This is a genomic window from Chitinophaga sp. 22308 (assembly GCF_052045305.1).
In the GTDB taxonomy this organism is placed as follows: Bacteria; Bacteroidota; Bacteroidia; order Chitinophagales; family Chitinophagaceae; genus Chitinophaga; species Chitinophaga varians_A.
The window spans coordinates 726,059-743,333 of record NZ_JBQEOP010000005.1; the positions used below are offsets into that span (position 1 = coordinate 726,059).

The window sequence follows — 17,275 nt, forward strand, 5'->3', positions numbered from 1 at the left end:
GCTATTTGTCATGAAAAATATTCTTATTACCGGCGGAAACGGCCAATTGGGACAATCCCTGAAAAGCGCGTCAGCAGCTTATCCACAGTTCAACCTGCTCTTTACTGATGCCAACGAACTGGATATCACCAGCGCTGAATCGCTGGCCGCTTATTTCAGCGCCAACCAGATAGATGCCTGTATTAACTGTGCCGCCTATACGGCAGTAGATAAAGCGGAAGCTGATGAGGAAAATGCCTTTAGGCTCAACTTCCAGGCTGTTTTATCACTGGCGGAAATCTGTGCACAGCATAACGCCCAGCTGATACACATCTCCACCGATTATGTGTTCAACGGCAAACAGAACGTGCCTTACGCAGAAACCGACGATACCGACCCACAGAGCATCTACGGCGCATCCAAACTTCGCGGAGAAGCTGCTGCCACCGGGTACAACCCCGATACTATCGTGGTACGCACCTCCTGGCTGTATTCCGAGTACGCGGTCAACTTCGTGAAACGTATGCAGGAACTGATGCGGGAAAGAGAAGAGCTCAGCGTAGTGTTTGATCAGGCAGGTACGCCTACCTATGCAGGCGACCTCGCCGTTGCCCTGCTGGACATCCTGCAATACAAAGCAGATCATCCCGACGCTTCACTCGGTGGCGTTTACCACTATAGCAACGAAGGCGTAACCAGCTGGTACGACTTTGCCGTTACCATTAAGGAGCTCACCGCTGCTACCACTACAGTACTGCCTGTTACTTCCGACAAATACAAGACAGCTGCCTCAAGGCCTGCCTACAGCGTACTGAACAAAGAAAAAATCAAAAACACCTTTGGCATACATATTCCCTACTGGCGCGACAGCCTGGTGAAATGCCTCCGGAGGATGTAAATAAAAAACGGCCTTGTAGTGATACAAGGCCGTTTTTATTTAAGTAGTGCCGTTATTTTTTGAAGCTGGTGATCATCGTGGAGCCAGCCTCTTTTCCTTCTCTGTAAGATACCGTCTTCACCATCCCGAACCCGGGCGCAAACCATTCAGTGGCTGTCAGGTCCATGGGCACACTGTTTCCCAGCATCTGCATTTTAAACGAGAGGTTGTAGTTGATTTTATAGCAGTTCCAGCTGCCGGCAGGAGTAGTAACCTTCTCTTTGCCCACCACTTTCCGGTTGCTCACGGTGTAGGCAATGCCAATGTCCATACCGCCCATATTACCGGCCATTTCAAATGTCCCCCCTTTCAGCTCCTGTCCTACCTGCATATTAGCCGGATAATTCAGGAAGGCATTGGTGGTTTTAGCTTCCATTTTCAGGTCTTTCAACTGGGAGAGTGAAGGCATGCCTATTTTCATATCCAGCGCAATACCGTCACCACCGCATTTGAAAGTGCCCTGGCTGGTGGTGATCATCTTATCGGATTTATCAAATACAGTTGCCGTGAAATTGGAGGTGGTGCCTGTTGCCTCCTTCTGTACATTGCTCACCTTATAAACCGTTTTGCCCACCGCGGCGTTGCTTCCGTCGTACATGGTCATTTCCACCTGCGCATTGTTGAGCAGGTAATAATAACCGGCACAATCCTGTGCTGACAGTGACCCGGCCAATAGTAACATCAGGATAAAACACCATCCTTTTTTCATAACAAATAAATTTTGGAAATAATATATAACAAGGTATATAAATGTGATTGCAACCAGCCTGATCATGGCTTCTGGTTAAAAATACGGCATTTCCGCAAGCTGCCGAAAAAACAGTGCTTTACAGCTTATCTCCCCTGTTCAGACATTTTTGTGTAGGTTTGCAAAAATTGTTATTGAATCATGAATCTGATAGAAGAACTGCGCTGGCGGGGTATGCTACAGGATATGATGCCTGGCACGGAAGAGCAACTGCAAAAGGAAATGACCACTGCTTACATTGGTTTTGACCCTACTGCAGAGTCATTGCACATCGGTAGCCTGGTACCCATCCTTTTGCTGGTGCACCTGCAAAAGGCAGGACATAAGCCCCTGGCGTTAGTGGGCGGCGCTACCGGTATGGTGGGCGACCCCTCATTCAAGGCAGAAGAAAGGAAGATGCTCGACGATGAAACCCTCCGTAAAAACGTGGACGGTATCAGAAAACAGCTGGAACGCTTCCTGGACTTTGATCCTGCCAAACCTAATGCGGCGGAAATGGTGAATAACTACGACTGGTTTCAACACATTTCCTTCCTCGACTTTATCCGCGATACGGGTAAGCACATCACCGTTAATTATATGATGGCCAAAGATTCTGTGAAAAAAAGAATCGAAGGCGATAACGGGATGTCTTTCACCGAATTTACCTATCAGCTCATTCAGGGATACGACTTCTTTCATCTGTATACCGCCAAAAACTGTAAACTGCAGATGGGCGGCTCCGACCAATGGGGCAATATCGTGACCGGCACAGAACTGATCCGCCGCAAGGCGCAGGGCCAGGCCTTCGCCTTCACCTGCCCGCTGATCAAAAAAGCTGACGGCACCAAATTCGGTAAAACCGAACAAGGTACCGTATGGCTGGACCCGAAAAGGACTTCGCCTTACGCGTTTTACCAGTTCTGGCTGCGCACCACAGACGACGATGCAGAAAGCTACATCAAAATCTTCACCTTCATGGAGAAGGAAGAAGTAGACGCACTCATCGCCGAACACAGGCAAGACCCAGGCAAAACCCTGCTGCAGAAAAGGCTGGCACAGGAAGTAACCACCTTTATCCACGGGGAAGATGCCTATAAATTCGCAGTAGAAGCCTCTTCTATCCTGTATAATAAAAATACGGCCGACCTGCTGCTGTCCCTGTCTGAAGAAGACCTGGTGGAGGTAATGGCAGGCGTGCCTCAACATGAAGTAGCGAAAGCAGAACTCGAAGCAGGCAAAGATATCGTTAGCTTCCTCGCGGAAACCGGTATCTTCCCCAGCAAGGGCGAAGCCCGCAAAACCGTGCAGGGTGGCGGTGTAAGCGTCAATAAAGTAAAAGTGCCCGGTGTCGAAATGGTGATCAACACCAGCTCTCTCCTCCGGGATAAATATATACTGCTCCAGAAAGGGAAAAACTATTTCCTCGTAAAAGCGGTGTAATCAATTACAAATTACGAATTACGAATTACGAATTGAGGGCTTCCTTATGGATAGGTTACTTAATAACCGCTCTATAAGGAAGCCCTCAATTCGTAATTCGTAATTCGTAATTCGTAATTACTTTATTTGGTATTTCTGTTGATATTTTTCATACAGCTGATGCTGCTTGTTGTCCAGATTTACTTCCCGGCCCTGGATAAAAGCGCGTGTGATCACGCTGGACTTCATATCCAGCATATCGCCGGCACTCACGGCGATATTGGCGTCTTTGCCCGTTTCCAGCGATCCGGCTATTTTGTCAATACCCAGTATTTTAGCGGCATTCAGCGTTACTGCCGACAGCGCCTCTTCGCGGCTCAGGCCAAAAGTGCTGGCGGTACCGGCTTCGAAGCCAAGGTTGCGCTGTTGCCAGAAGCCTTCATTGCTCAGGCAAAACAACACGCCCGCTTTCTGTAGTTGCGCGGCCGTTTTATAAGGCTGATCAATATCATCGTCCTGCATCAGCGGCAGGCTATGCGGCTGCGTGAGCACTACGGCGATGTTGTTTTGCTTCAGGAGGTCGGCGATCTGCCAGGAGTCTGCTCCACCAACAATTACCACGTCCATGTTGAACTCTTTGGCGAAGTCAATGGCGATCAGCATTTCCTTTACCAGTTCACAGTGGATGAACAGTTTCTGTTCACGGCCGAACAGCTTGCGCATCGACTCAAATTTGATGTTGGTAGCAGCATGTTTGTTTTCCTGGAGATATGCTTTCGCCTCGCGGAAAAACACCCTGACGGTTTCAATTTTTTCCAGGCCTTCTTTCACTGGATCTTTGGCCTGAGGACCTCTGAAGCCACGGCCGGAGCCTACATTCATCAGGCGGGGCATAAAGAAATGCAGCCCGTTGTCTGTTTTATAGGCAGCATCTTCCCAATTCCACGCGTCCAGCTGCACCACAGAGGAAGTACCGCTGACAATGCCTCCTTCCGGCGTTACCTGCGCCAGCAGGATACCGTTGGACCGCAGCGTGTTGATCACTTTGGAATCGGTATTATAGGAGATGATGGAGCGGATGGAAGGATTGATCTCCCCTACTTCTCGGGCATCGATGGTGGCTCTCACGCTTTCAAATTCCACCAGTCCCAGTTTGGTGTCCGGCGCAATGATGCCCGGGTACACATGCTGTCCTTTCATATCCAGCACGGTAGCGTCGCCGGAAGCGGACACGCTCGCGCCGACAGCCGTTATTTTTCCTTTGGCAAAAGCGATGGTGCCGTTTTCAATCACCTGACCGTTGCCAACATGGATAACTGCGTTGGTGAGATATACCGGCTTGTCCTGCGGGCGGGCCGGCAAAATGGTCTCCTGGGCATAGGCGGAACTTACGCTGAAGGCCAGGGCCAGTAGATATATGCTTCTTTTCATGATGTTTCAGTTTTTTATAAACCGGCGTTGGTAGTTAATCCGAGGCCTTCCTGGTGACCAGCCTGCAGATCTTCACAATGGTACATTTCGTCTGGTGTGAAGGCGGCTTTCTGTGTAGGCGTGCCTTTTTTCTTTTCGCCCAGCAGTTTCTGTACGAGGCGGTTGCGCTCTGCAGCGATGCGTTGACGCAGCTGCAGGTCATAGTCGCGGTCAAACTCCACGATACCGTCCACGATTGTTTTTTCTGCTTTGGCGTAGATGCTCAGCGGATTATCGCTCCACAGCACCAGATCGGCATCCTTACCTACTTTGATGCTGCCCATGCGGTTATCTACATGCAGCAGGCGGGCAGGATTGAGCGTTACCATTTTAAGCGCTTCTTCTTCCGGCACACCACCGTATTTCACGATTTTGCCGGCTTCCTGGTTCAGGCGACGGGCCATTTCAGCGTCATCGGAGTTGATGGCGGTGACCACGCCTACCTTATGCATGATGGCGGCATTGTAAGGGATGGCGTCCTGTACTTCCATTTTGTATGCCCACCAGTCGGCGAAAGTGCCGGCGCCGGCGCCATGGGCTTTCATTTTATCTGCCACTTTATATCCTTCGAGGATATGGGTGAAAGTGTTGATGCGGAAATGGAAGCTGTCAGCCACATGCATCAGCATATTGATTTCACTTTGCACGTAAGAGTGACAGGTAATGAAACGTTTGGCGTTGAGGATTTCCACGAGCGCGTCCAATTCCAGGTCGCGGCGTTTGCCAGCGCCCTGCCTTTCATAGTCACGGGCACGGGTAAACGCATCTACATATACCTGTTCCACGCCCATCCTGGTTTGCGGGAAACGTACGGTATTACGTTCGCCCCAGTTGGACTGTTTCACGTTTTCCCCCAATGCAAATTTGATGAAGGGGTCCCAGTTGGTTACTTTCAGACCTTCCGCATCCTGGCCCCAGCGCAGTTTAATGAGCTGTGACTGGCCACCGATGGGGTTGGCGCTGCCATGCAGCAGGTGGGAGGCAGTAACGCCGCCGCTCAGCTGACGGTAGATGTTCACATCGTCGGGATTGAGCACGTCGCCGATGCGCACTTCAGCGGTAACAGCCTGTGAAGACTCGTTTACGCCGTTGGAGATAGCGATGTGGGAATGCTCGTCGATGATGCCGGCAGACAGGTGTTTACCGGTACCGTCGATCACGCGGGCATTACCGGCTGACAGGTTTTTGCCGATCTGCGCGATTTTGCCGCCACGTACCAGTACGTCGGTGTTCTCCAGTTTACCGTCTTTTTCATTGGTCCATACTGTAGCATTTTTAATCAGGATATCCTGTTGCTGCGGTTGTTTGTCCCAACCATAACCGCTAAACGGATAATACAACGGTCCCATGTCCACCGGAGCGCCTTTCCGGGCGGAATCGCTTTTGGCGGGGGCGGTACGCGCAAATACGGCGTTCCATCTTATGGTGGCGCCGCTGGTGTCTACCCCGGTGCCGGACCAGCCGTTTTCACCGATCAGGCCACTGAGCCTTACATTGCTGCGGCCATTTTTGACGAGCGGCAAAGACAGGGTCACCAACTTCCCGTTGACATCGATGCGGCCGGGGATGGTGTCTTTCTGTAATACGGCCACCAGTGGTGTGGAGGCGGTGCCTTTCACGTCCAGTGTGAGGCTGTTGCCCGGAGAAAGGGTAACGGTATAGATGCCACGTATATCATTCCATGCGTCCTGCTTAACGGGGTAGCGGTTGCCCTGGACCCAGTTCTGCAGGATGAGGGTATTTTCTTTGAACACCGGGCCGGAAGTGATGAGGAAGTTGGCCAGTTTGCCTGCTTCGAGGCTGCCTACTTTATCATATACTTTCAGTGTGGTGGCGGGCGTTTTGGTGAGGGCATCGAGCGCTTTTTGTTCGCTCAGGCCGTATTCGATGGCTTTGCGTACGTTGCCCAGGAATGATTTCAAATCTTTCAGATCTGCTGCGGTGAGGCAGAACGGGATATTGGCTTTCTCAAAAGCAGCTGGCTGTGAGGGCGCCATCTCCCAGTGTTTCATTTCTGTCAGTGATACAAAACGGGCATCGCTGGGGTCTTCCACGTCGATAGCACCGGGGAAATTCAGCGGCAGGATAAAAGTGGCTTTGGTGGCCGCAATTTCCGCAATGCGCTGGTATTCGTTGCCGCCGGCTTTGATGATATACTGTACGCCAAATTCATCGCCTATTTTATCTGCCCGCAGGGCATCCCATTTATCTTTTACTTCAAAAATCTGGGGCAGCTGCTGGTTGGCGTTCCAAGCCTGGAGGCTGAGGTTTACGCCTTCTTTGGCGGGTTGCGACTTGTACCATTGCGCGTCAAGGTAAGTCTGGCGCAACAGGGCGATATATCCCATTTGCGAGTTGGGATAGTTCTGTGTGGAACTGCCTTTGTCGAATGAATAGCCCGCGGCTACTTTCTCGCGGACAATCACTTTGTTTTCCTTGTCGCCGGCCAGGGTCACCAGTGCGGCGGTGCCGCGGGCCACGCCGTCCATCTGCTGGGTGGCCACTGTTCCGAAGCCGGCTTCCCGCAGGGTAGCGGCTTTGGTTTCATCGGTGGTGAACAGGTCCACTGCATTTATTTCGCTCCGGATGGCCTGGTTCCAGCCATAGGCGCCTTTAGTGTTGGAAAGAAACTGTGGCGGCGCGTTCCAGCCACCGCTAATACGTTTTGCGTCGGCCTGGCCGTAGTTGCTGAAGATGTCTACAAAGGAAGGATAGATGTACTTTCCTTTACAATCCACCACCACTGCGTCTTTAGGGATGGCAGCAGCGGGGCCGGCATCTATAATTTTACCGTCGCGGATCACCAGCGTAGCGTTGCTGAGGGTGGTCTGCGCATCTTTAACGATGGTAGCGTGGGTGAAAGCGAAACACCTGTCTTTAGGGTCCGCAATTCCGTTTACCGGAAAGGTTTCCTGTGCATGGGCATAGGAGCCTGCCAACAGTAGCGAGAACACCAACAGCTTGCTGCGGTGCCGGTTCAGGGCATAGGCGACGCCACGGGACAGCAGTGCCCTCCCGGGTTTCTCAAAAGCTCTTTTCATGTTCGGTTTTTTTTCGATTCAGATTTTCAGTTGCTGGTCTTAAATGTAATAAATGATTGCCCGAGGTGTTAGTAATTATTGTTTTTTTTTATGAGTGGTAGCGATGAATAGTTTTTGCATTAACACGAAAAAGGGATAATTTGACAAGGGTTTACCCATTAAGTTTGTCTAAATTTCATTTAATAATAGCTGACTATGAAGATATTTTCGCTTCCCACGGTACTGCTGCTGTGTTGCCTGTTGACCGGCATCCGGCTGACCACCGCTGCACAAACCCAGGACAGCACCAATAACCGTGGACGCTGGGGCGTAGAAGGCAGGGCCGATAAGATCAGCGACAAAATATCCAGAAAGGTAGGCCTCAGCCGGGACCAGTACCAGCAGATCTACACCATCAATACTGACATTATCCGTCGCAAGGATGCTATCCACGCCAATACCGGATTGTCCAAAAAAGAAAGAATGCAACAGCTGAAAGCACTGGAATCTGAGCGCAGCCAGCGTTTCAAGACGGTGCTTACCGCTTCCCAGTATAAGAAATGGAACGACTGGGAGATGAGCAAAAAAGAGCATCTGGAAGAAAAGATGGAAAAGAAAAGGCAACGTCAACAGGCTACACGCCCATAACCAAAAGGTATTATCATTTCAGCTACCAGCGACATACAAACCATCTTTATGCATGCGGTATCTGCTGTACATCCTGTTCAGCTGATACGCCGTCATGTGCAGATAAAAGACCCTTCCACCCTTATTATTTCGGGAGATGAATATCTTTTGTCCCCACAGGGGCGGCTGATCGTGCTGGGCGCAGGCAAGGCATCGGCAGCTATGGCGCAGGAGCTGGAGAAGGTGCTGGACAGGCATATGCGCCCTGAGGGGCTGGTTGTCACCAAACACGGGCATGGCCTGCCGCTGCAACACCTCACCTTATTGGAAGCCGGTCATCCCGTGCCGGACGAATACAGCCTGGAGGCTTCGCGGCGGTTCCTGGAAATAGCGGCAACAGCCCAGGCAGACGACCTGGTGATACTGCTGCTGTCGGGCGGTGCTTCGGCCCTGCTGGCCGATGTGCCGGAAGGCAGTTCACTGGCAGACGTACAACAGCTGTTCTCCCTGCTGCTGAACAGTGGGGCCGGCATTCAAGAAATGAACATCGTGCGTAAGCATCTCTCTAAAATAAAGGGCGGATGGCTGGCACAAAACATATACCCGGCCACGTTATGTGCCCTGGTGCTCAGTGATGTGGTGGGCGACGATCTGAGCGTGATCGGCTCCGGGCCGGCAGTACCTGACCCGTCCACCTTTGCCGATACCATGGCCGTCCTGAAAAAGTACGGGCTGCTGGCGCAACTGCCGCCCGCCCTGCGTCGTTACCTTGAAAATGGCATTGCCGGTGTTATCTCCGATACGCCCAAGGCAGACAGTCCTTTTTTCAGGCAGGTACATCACTATCTTGCCGGCACCAATCGTATCGCCCTGGAAGCCGCGGCAGACAAGGCGCGCGAACTGGGGTACCATCCGCAGGTGCTGGCCGCCGATACTACCGGCGACGCCCATACGGTGGCCGACATGCTGACAGCAACCGCCATTGCCTGGCAGGGACCACGCCCCGGTTGTTTGCTCGCCGGCGGGGAAACAACCGTACAGGTCACCGGCAACGGAAAAGGAGGCCGCAATCAACAGCTGGCACTGGCCGCAGCTATCAGGCTTGCAGCACAGGAAGGCATTACTCTCCTCAGTGCCGGTACGGATGGCACTGACGGGCCTACAAACGCCGCCGGCGCCATCGTTGACAGCCATACGCTGGAGCGGGCCGCTGCCCTGCAACTCGACGCACCACATTTTTTACAGCGGCAGGACGCCTGGACATTCTTCTCAAAAGCAGGCGGGTTGCTGATTACCGGGCCTACACAAACCAACGTGATGGACCTCATGATCGTACTGATCACCTAAACACAAAAATCAACACACAGCTTTTGTTATTTAAACTTTGATTATCTGCTGATAGATTCTATTTTTGGGGTTTGATTCACAAGTTCTGGATTTTACTAAAACTAATATTGCATTATGCTGAGAATGGAACAGACATGGCGATGGTTCGGGCCCAATGATCCGGTTAGCCTGTCTGATATAAAACAGGCCGGTGCTACTGGTATCGTAACAGCATTGCACCATGTACCCAATGGAGTAGTGTGGACGACAGAAGAAATTTTAAAGCGTAAATCGGAGATCGAAGCCGCGGGCCTTACCTGGTCTGTAGTGGAGAGCATCCCTGTTCATGAAGATATTAAAACGCAGAGCGGCAATTTCCGGGAATATATTGCCAATTACCAGCAATCTATCCGTAACCTCGCTGCTGCCGGTATCTACGTAGTGACTTACAATTTCATGCCGGTGCTGGACTGGACCCGTACCGACCTGAATTACGAGGTGGCCGATGGCTCCAGGGCACTGCGTTTTGAAAAAGCAGCTTTCATGGCGTTCGACCTGTTCATGCTGAAACGTCCTGGTGCAGAACAAGACTATACCCTGGAGGAAGTCTCCCGCGCGAAAGAACATTTCGACAGCATGACCGAAGCATCCAAACAGCTGTTACAGAAAAATATTATCGCCGGTCTGCCCGGCTCCGAAGAGAGCTTCACCCTGGCACAGTTCCAGGCGGCACTCGACAAATACAAAGGTATTGACGCCACCCAACTGAAGCTGCACCTGTTCTATTTCCTGCAACAGATAGCACCGGTAGCCGAAGAGGTGGGCGTGAAACTGGCCATCCATCCGGATGATCCTCCGTTCCCGATTTTTGGGCTGCCCCGTATCGTGAGCACTGAGCAGGATGCCAAAGAGCTGCTGATCGCCGCTCCCTACGCTTCCAACGGACTGTGTTTCTGTACCGGCTCTTACGGTGTGCGCGCTGATAACGATCTGCCGGGCATGATCGAACGGCTGGGCGATCATATCCATTTCATCCATCTGCGCAGCACACAACGTGACGCACAGGGCAACTTCCACGAAGCCAATCACCTCGAAGGCGACGTAGACATGTTTGCCGTGGTGAAAAACATCCTGGTCACCATGAAACGCCGCAATGTTTCCATTCCAATGCGGCCGGACCATGGGCATCAGATGCTGGACGATCTGCAGAAAAAAACCAATCCGGGTTACAGCGCTATCGGCCGCCTGCGCGGACTGGCAGAGCTGAGAGGCCTGGAAATGGGCATAGCGGGGGCTTTAGGCTCTGATTGACTGACATCTACCAGCATCAGGTCTGCACAAAGAGTAAGGGTGGGGATAAGCAATACCATCGTCGGACTGAGATGCTACGCCAGAGCAGAAAGCATATTTGAGACCATACCGTAATGGCTGATTACGTGTACAAACAGCACTGTTCTTTACCATAATCATATTTGATCGAAGGGTTGACCACATGTCAGCCCTTCGTTGTTTCAACATACCAAACCTACACAGTATTTATGAGTACAACAGAAGAAAGGTACGAAGCATCCCTGGCCAGGAGAAAGTCCAGCCTGGGCCGGCTGCTCAGCCTCGTGAAAAAAGACCTCGACCAGCGACTGACAGAAAGGCTGCTGGACCGGGGCTACAAGAACTTCCGCCCCGGCGACATGGTGGTCCTGATCAACATTGACGATGCAGGCACTATCAACAATGAACTGGCTAAAAAAGCCCGTATCAGCAAACAAGCGATGAGCAAGGTGGTCAAAAACCTGGAAGCAGAAGGCTACATTGCCACCCGCAAACATGACACCGACAACCGCGCCGCCCTTATCTTCCTCACCGATATGGGAAAAATGCTGCTGATAGAAGCCTCTGAGTCTATCAAGGAAATTGAAACAAGCTACGTTGAAATCGTAGGAGAAGAAGACATCGCCTCTTTAAAACAGGTACTCCTGCGACTGCATGCAGGACTGAACCTGTAACACTGCCATACCCTCTGTACTGTACGCATTCCAAACGCTTTTAACCCACCCCTCAGCGGCCCGGCCTTCCGGCGCCGGACGGATATTTGTTGCCTTATTTCAGCGTCAAGTAATAAGTGGCCGCAGTGTCTTTTACCAGATGCGCCGACAAACTTTGTTGTAACAACGCAATGGTTTCCTTTTCTGTTTTTTTGTTCAGGTTGATGGTGAGTTTTTTCTCGCAACGGCTTTCAGCAGAAGGGGGTACCGTGATCCGGATATCATAAAAACTGCAAACGGCATCCAGTATCTCGGCTGCCGGCACATTGCGGAATGAGAGCTGTCTTGTTTTCCATGCCAGTGGTGCCTGGCTGGCCAGTTTTTTCCGGGCAGGCGCTTTCTGGTGTTCCAGCGTTCCCTGCATGCTGGCAGTGAGCATCATAGTGTCCGGCCTGTTCCCCGAAATGCCGATTTCGCCACGGGTCACGAACACTTTCGCGCCTTTGGCAGACGCGTGCACATGAAAGGCCGCAGCAGTCGTTTCCAGCCGGTAATCTCCGGGCACCAGCACCGTACACGAAGTATTGGTGTTGAGATCAAAGAAGACATCCCCTTTTGATACTACGGCATAAACAGCTTGTTTGTCACTGCTGTCGAACGAAATGGCCGCGTTTTTGTTCAGTATGATATAACCACCCGGAAGACGTAATGAATCCAGCCGGCCGGTATTGTTGACATGAGAAAACATTTTGCGGGGCGCTGTCTGACGGAAACATAACATCAGTACTGCCACCAGCGCAATGAGGACCGCAGCCGCCACCCATTTTCTGACAGAAAGGAAAGCCGGCGATGCTGTTGTTTTCACCGCAGTGGTCGCAACAACAGGCGCGCCTGAAGCTGTCAGCCATGCTGCCAGCTTGTTTTCCACGTAAAGGGCCTGCTCGGGGCTTTCAGCAACAAAAGCCGCGATGGCCTCCTGTAAGGCAGGATCGTGCGGAGATTGGATAAAACGTATAATCAGCTCATCAATAGCTGGCATAGGTGCAAAAAGTTACTGTCCTGTGGCTGGAAAATCGGTATAACCGGCAAGATACAAAAGCCGGCGCACACAATAAATAATTAGGCCACCTCGGGAAGGTTTAATATTTTTAATACAGACAGAAATGGCAAAAACGATAGGTATGTCACCCGAAATACACTACGACCAGGACTACATTGAGGGCTTGCTGCATCATACCCCCGAAATAATTGATGATATCTACCAACGTTTCGCCTCTAAAGAGAAACGTTTCATACTGCAGAAAAGCGGCACTGTCAAAGACGCAGCCCATATTTTTGAAGAAGCATTGATGGACATCTACTATTATGCACGGCGTCATCCGTTGCAGGTAAGCTCTTTTGAGCCCTTTCTGCAACTGCTCTGCAAACGTATATGGGAGCGCGAACTGGAGAAGCGGGGACAACGCATTGCCGGTATGGAAGCGGAAGAAAATGCCGCCCTCACCCGCGATGATATGATCGATATAGAAGACGTGCTGAAGGAAGGCGAAAAAAGAAGGCTCGCCTATAGCTTATATCTCCAGCTTAACGACTCCTGCCGGGAATTACTGAGTTGGTCGCTCACTGACTGCCTCCAGGAAGACATTGCTGTTGCCACGAAAATACCGGTACAGGACTTACCTGCCACCAGGCAGGCCTGCTACCTCTCCCTGTTCAAAGACCTCGACGCCCGGCTGAAATCCGGTAGCATGGCCGCAGAAGACCTATCAACAGCCGATCGTTACCTGTCAGGCCTGCTGCCCGAAGCAGAAAATAAACTCTTCGAAGCCCGGCTGAAAACCGATACTACACTGCAACAACAGGTAAAAAGATTTGACCTGTTCCGCCGGCTGCTGGCACAGCGCATCTGTAAAGACCCTGACCGCGAAGCCATCTTGCATCAGCTGTTTTCCCGCCGTAACGCCTGGTTTTCACTGAAGGAAAGCACGCCCACGCCTATCCGCAACACCGTTATACTCATCGCCCTGTTCGCCGCCGGCGTGGCCATTATGCTCTACATCAGCCCCTGGCGGAAAAATATCTACCGCCAGTTTGCTTCCACTGAAATGCTGGCACCAGACACCGACAGTCTCCGGCTACCGCGCGAAGCCATCGAAAAGTTCAACCGTGGCCACTTCAGTGATGCCATCATCATCCTCGATAAAGTACTGCAACAACATCCCAATAACCTCTACGCCCGCTATTACCGCGGCGTAAGCAAAGTTGACCTGAACCAGCTGGAGCCGGCCAGGGCAGATCTGGTACAGGTGTACCAACAAAGCAACGATCTGAAATATGAAGCCGCTTTTTATATGGGACTGAGCTATCTTAAGGAAGGACACAAGCAGGAATGTCTGGACTGGCTACTCAAAATACCACCCCAGGCTCCCAATTATGTCAAAGTGCAGAAGCTGATAGAAGAACTAGGCGGATAACCTATACGGATTACTGCTGTAATGGATAAAGCTTTCCACCTCCTCTTTAATCAATTCATATACAGGCGCTTTTTCCCTTTTTATACGCACCAGCTGCTGCAATACCAGGAAGTAAATCTCTCCCCTGCTGCAGCCATCCATCTGGGCTTTAAGAATGTCATTTTTCACCGCTTCACAACTGTTGGCATCCAGTTTCTGGTAAATAACATATAAGTCGTTCATCCAACTCATACCTCTAAAGTTTTTATTTCATAGGAACCTAAAGATATTAAAAAAAATCCTAAATCACAAATAAATAACGGGGTTACGGACAGGCAAGTTCCGGAGCACTTCTTCTACCTCCGGGTCATGGTTTAACATCAGCCAGAGACGGTAATAATCAGTATTGTTATAAGCGGCTGCGCCAAACAGCAGGAAGGGCTGCGCCACCGGCCACTCGCTCCAATACATCACATCTTTGGGATAAGGCCAGGTACTTTTATCTTTTACATAGGGATACAGGAAAGCGATGCCTTTGGCCATATTACGCTGTTCTGTTGTATACCGCCACAAGTCATTCTTTTTATCGCTCAGCAGCTGACAGATAGTGCTCATGGCATCGAGGTTAAACAGCGAGTAGCCGTAAGGTTTAGTACGCCGCAGCTCCTGTGGAAAACTACCGTCTTCTGCCATCTGGGCGGGCAACAGCACGGTCTTATACCGGTTAATGCAGAAGTCGGTCCACTTCCTGTTACCGGTGAACTTCGCAAAAGCGGCCACCTGCATCACCCAGCAGGTGCCATGGTTGTTTTTGGCGTTCATCTCATCTTTACCATAGGGATGTGTGGTCATCCAGGTAAGATAGGCCGTAAACCAGCTCTTAAAAGCCGCCAGGTCTGACGGCGGTATCATACCTGCCTTTTCCATAATGTGCAATGCCTGCACCACTTCCAGCAGATGAATGGTATCGATGATACCGATCCCTCTGCCGGTGGCCCTGCCTTTGATAGCCTGCGCATAAAGCAGGCTGGGGTTCATCCGGGTAGCTTCCTCCTCAAACCAGGCACGGGCATGTACCAACGCATGCTGCAGGTAGGTCTTGTCTTTAGTGGCCACGTAACCCGCTGCCAGCGCGCCCATAATGCGGCTGAAGCGGATCATCACCTGCCGGTGCTCCACAAAATTATCGGGGTTGCTCTGCCCGTCGCGCTGCACATACGGGCTGTCAGCATGCGCAGGATTGGGCCACCAGTAATCGCCTTCCGAATAAAAGTCATGTTTGCCGCCGGCACTACGGTCACAGCTAAACGCTGTAATGGTCAGCGGTGTTTGTTGCATGGCCCAGGCTGCCCGCTCTGTAATAGCCGGCCTGGTGTCTTGCAGCACTTTCTTTAGAAAGGGAGACTGCGCCTGTGTTTGCCCGGCAAACAACAACAAGAAGAGTAAGATGTACCGCATGCTATAAAACATTTGTTTCATGAAAAAGCAGCAAAGAAGACATTTTGGCTCCTTTGCTGCCCGTACCGCTGAGGTTATCAGCGCTTTATGGTGAATACTTTTCCGTCGTGCCCGCCCACTTCCATGGTAAAGCTGCCGGTATGCCGGCCGTAACTCTTCCCAGTCCAGTAATCCAGCACCTCACAGGGCTTGTCCAGTTTTACCGTTAGTTTTTTGGGAGATGTTTGCCAATTGAGGAAGATAATATTTTTTCCTGTAGTAGTGTTCACTTCCCCCACTTCAAAATCCGTATTGCTGAAAGCCGCAGCCCTGGCGGTGGGCGGCACCGCTTTACGCAGCATGTTCAACCGCTCCGGCGTTATTTTCGTAAGATCATCACCGCTGAGCAACATGCCGCCGGTAGCATATATCAACGCAGCATGGAAATTAAATTCATTATCAGGCATGTTACCGGTCAGCACCAGGCAGTCGGGATCGTTCCACCACAGGCGGCCATTTTGCCAGGAACGGTACAGGTTTTCACGGCCGGATTTTTCAAATACCGTCCAGGTACGTTTGATGTCCATACTGCTGCGGGAGCCATGTACCAAGCCCAGCGAAGGCCACAGCGGATGGTTACAGCCAAGGATAAACGCATCGCGCGTGCCTTTGAGCACCGCTTCCATACCACGGCGATAAGCCTCTACCCTCGTGGCCTGCTTGTCGTAATAAACACCACCATGGATAGCGCCCCAGAAATTGGCGTCGAGCTTGAAATAAGTCACGCCCCAATCATTGCGCATAGTACGGAACAGCTGCTCAAAATGCCGTTGTACTTCGGGATGTGTGCCATCCAGCACATACCATGGTTTCAGGCGCCAACCGCCGAAAGTCACCAGGTCGCTGCGTAGTGGCTTACCGCTCTTGTCTTTCACCAGCCAGTCCGGATGTTGTTTGAAGATAGTGGAATTGCTGTCGCAGATAAAAGGCGCCACCCATATGGCCGGCTCAAATCCTTTATCACGGATGGTATGCAACACCTGCTGCACATTGCCGCCGAAAGAGTTGCCCACTTCCAGCCAGTCCCCCATATGTGGCTGATAACCATCGTCCAGCTGGATGTATTTCAGCGCCGGGATATTGGTTTTGATGTAATCGAGATTATCGTAAATATTTTGTGCGGTTACTTTAGGACCGAAACAATACCACGAGCACCAGCCGGTAGGCGGCGCTTTAAACTCCAGCCGCGGATGAAAATGATGAATACGGTTGGCGAAGCGGTCCAGCAGGTTATTGCCGTCTTTACCGCTGAGCACCATCAGCTCTTCCAGCTTAAACTCCCTGCCCGGCGCCAGTTCCAGGTCTTCCAGGTCCACCACCGCTTTGATGGTATCGGCAGACAGATAAAACTTGCCTACAAAACGGTTGCTGGAAGTATATCCCAGCAGCAGCTGTGCGTCCTTTGCGGGATATAGGCGCAACAGGTTGTATACCGCCAGGTAGCCGTCAGGCTTGGGTATCTTATAGTGGCCTTCATCGGTATAGTTACCCAGGGCCCTGGGGGCCGCCAGCGTGCCAGCCGACTGTGTCAGCATCTGGAAACCTTCTGCATAAAAGGGGGTGGAGGGTGCCAGCACTTTTCCCACAGCACCCAGCACCACTTCCTTCAGCTGTATTGGTTGACTACCGGTGTTGACTACACGTACATCGCATAGTTCGCCGGACCAGTTACGTACTACCTTTACCGTAGCTGGCGCTACTGCGCCGCCTGATTGATAAACGGTGGCAGCACTGGCTTTCAGCGATTTTATAAACTGGTCCGTCTCGCCTGCCCTGGCCAGTAATTGGCCCAGCAGCAAACAGCCCGTCAATATCAGGGATTGTTTTTTCATAAC

The 17,275-nt window shown here is 51.5% G+C and carries 14 protein-coding genes; 7 read left to right on the forward strand and 7 right to left on the reverse strand.

Features of this window, described 5'->3' with window-relative positions; genetic code table 11:
* Positions 1-10 precede the first annotated feature (10 nt).
* Positions 11-877, forward strand: a complete 867-nt coding sequence (gene rfbD, locus ACTJJS_RS23345) for a dTDP-4-dehydrorhamnose reductase (RefSeq protein WP_440665436.1) — start codon at positions 11-13, stop codon at positions 875-877.
* Positions 878-929: 52 nt separating this feature from the next.
* Here the strand turns inward: rfbD and ACTJJS_RS23350 are convergent, their stop codons facing one another.
* Positions 930-1,625 (reverse strand): TapB family protein, encoded by a 696-nt coding sequence (locus ACTJJS_RS23350; protein WP_168871634.1) that lies wholly within the window; start codon positions 1,623-1,625, stop codon positions 930-932.
* Between the two features lie 180 nt (positions 1,626-1,805).
* Between ACTJJS_RS23350 and tyrS the strand changes: the two genes are divergently transcribed.
* Complete coding sequence (gene tyrS, locus ACTJJS_RS23355; RefSeq protein ID WP_168871633.1) at positions 1,806-3,086, forward strand: tyrosine--tRNA ligase; 1,281 nt, start codon at positions 1,806-1,808, stop codon at positions 3,084-3,086.
* Between the two features lie 117 nt (positions 3,087-3,203).
* Here tyrS and ACTJJS_RS23360 read toward each other — a convergent pair whose 3' ends face one another.
* Positions 3,204-4,496: an amidohydrolase family protein gene (locus ACTJJS_RS23360; RefSeq protein WP_440665437.1), complete on the reverse strand. Its 1,293-nt coding sequence runs from the start codon at positions 4,494-4,496 to the stop codon at positions 3,204-3,206.
* A gap of 14 nt (positions 4,497-4,510) precedes the next feature.
* Positions 4,511-7,576: an amidohydrolase family protein gene (locus tag ACTJJS_RS23365; protein ID WP_440665438.1), complete on the reverse strand. Its 3,066-nt coding sequence runs from the start codon at positions 7,574-7,576 to the stop codon at positions 4,511-4,513.
* Between the two features lie 195 nt (positions 7,577-7,771).
* Here ACTJJS_RS23365 and ACTJJS_RS23370 point away from each other — a divergent pair, with 195 nt between their 5' ends.
* From ACTJJS_RS23370 to ACTJJS_RS23385, 4 genes are all read left to right on the forward strand, one after another.
* A complete protein-coding gene (locus ACTJJS_RS23370) occupies positions 7,772-8,203 on the forward strand; it encodes a hypothetical protein (RefSeq protein WP_440665439.1) in 432 nt (143 codons plus the stop codon).
* A gap of 42 nt (positions 8,204-8,245) precedes the next feature.
* A complete protein-coding gene (locus ACTJJS_RS23375) occupies positions 8,246-9,529 on the forward strand; it encodes a glycerate kinase type-2 family protein (RefSeq protein ID WP_440665531.1) in 1,284 nt (427 codons plus the stop codon).
* Between the two features lie 114 nt (positions 9,530-9,643).
* Entirely contained in the window at positions 9,644-10,819 is a 1,176-nt protein-coding gene (gene uxuA, locus ACTJJS_RS23380) for a mannonate dehydratase (RefSeq protein ID WP_440665440.1), read from the forward strand.
* A 227-nt stretch (positions 10,820-11,046) separates the two neighbouring features.
* The gene (locus ACTJJS_RS23385) at positions 11,047-11,511 is read left to right on the forward strand and encodes a MarR family winged helix-turn-helix transcriptional regulator (protein WP_168871627.1); all 465 of its coding nucleotides are present in this window, start codon (positions 11,047-11,049) and stop codon (positions 11,509-11,511) included.
* 94 nt (positions 11,512-11,605) lie between these two features.
* Here ACTJJS_RS23385 and ACTJJS_RS23390 read toward each other — a convergent pair whose 3' ends face one another.
* The gene (locus ACTJJS_RS23390) at positions 11,606-12,529 is read right to left on the reverse strand and encodes a hypothetical protein (RefSeq protein ID WP_440665441.1); all 924 of its coding nucleotides are present in this window, start codon (positions 12,527-12,529) and stop codon (positions 11,606-11,608) included.
* A gap of 142 nt (positions 12,530-12,671) precedes the next feature.
* Between ACTJJS_RS23390 and ACTJJS_RS23395 the strand changes: the two genes are divergently transcribed.
* Positions 12,672-13,964, forward strand: a complete 1,293-nt coding sequence (locus tag ACTJJS_RS23395; protein ID WP_440665442.1) for a hypothetical protein — start codon at positions 12,672-12,674, stop codon at positions 13,962-13,964.
* On the opposite strand, the gene ACTJJS_RS23400 is transcribed toward ACTJJS_RS23395, so the two are convergent.
* The 3 genes from ACTJJS_RS23400 to ACTJJS_RS23410 form a co-directional block, all read right to left on the reverse strand.
* The gene (locus ACTJJS_RS23400) at positions 13,953-14,195 is read right to left on the reverse strand and encodes a hypothetical protein (protein WP_168871624.1); all 243 of its coding nucleotides are present in this window, start codon (positions 14,193-14,195) and stop codon (positions 13,953-13,955) included. The two genes, ACTJJS_RS23395 and ACTJJS_RS23400, sit on opposite strands and share 12 nt — an antisense overlap.
* A gap of 54 nt (positions 14,196-14,249) precedes the next feature.
* Complete coding sequence (locus ACTJJS_RS23405; protein ID WP_247654950.1) at positions 14,250-15,401, reverse strand: alginate lyase family protein; 1,152 nt, start codon at positions 15,399-15,401, stop codon at positions 14,250-14,252.
* Positions 15,402-15,478: 77 nt separating this feature from the next.
* Positions 15,479-17,272, reverse strand: coding sequence for a glycoside hydrolase family 36 protein (locus ACTJJS_RS23410; protein ID WP_440665443.1), 1,794 nt, complete (start codon positions 17,270-17,272; stop codon positions 15,479-15,481).
* Between the last annotated feature and the right edge of the window lie 3 nt (positions 17,273-17,275).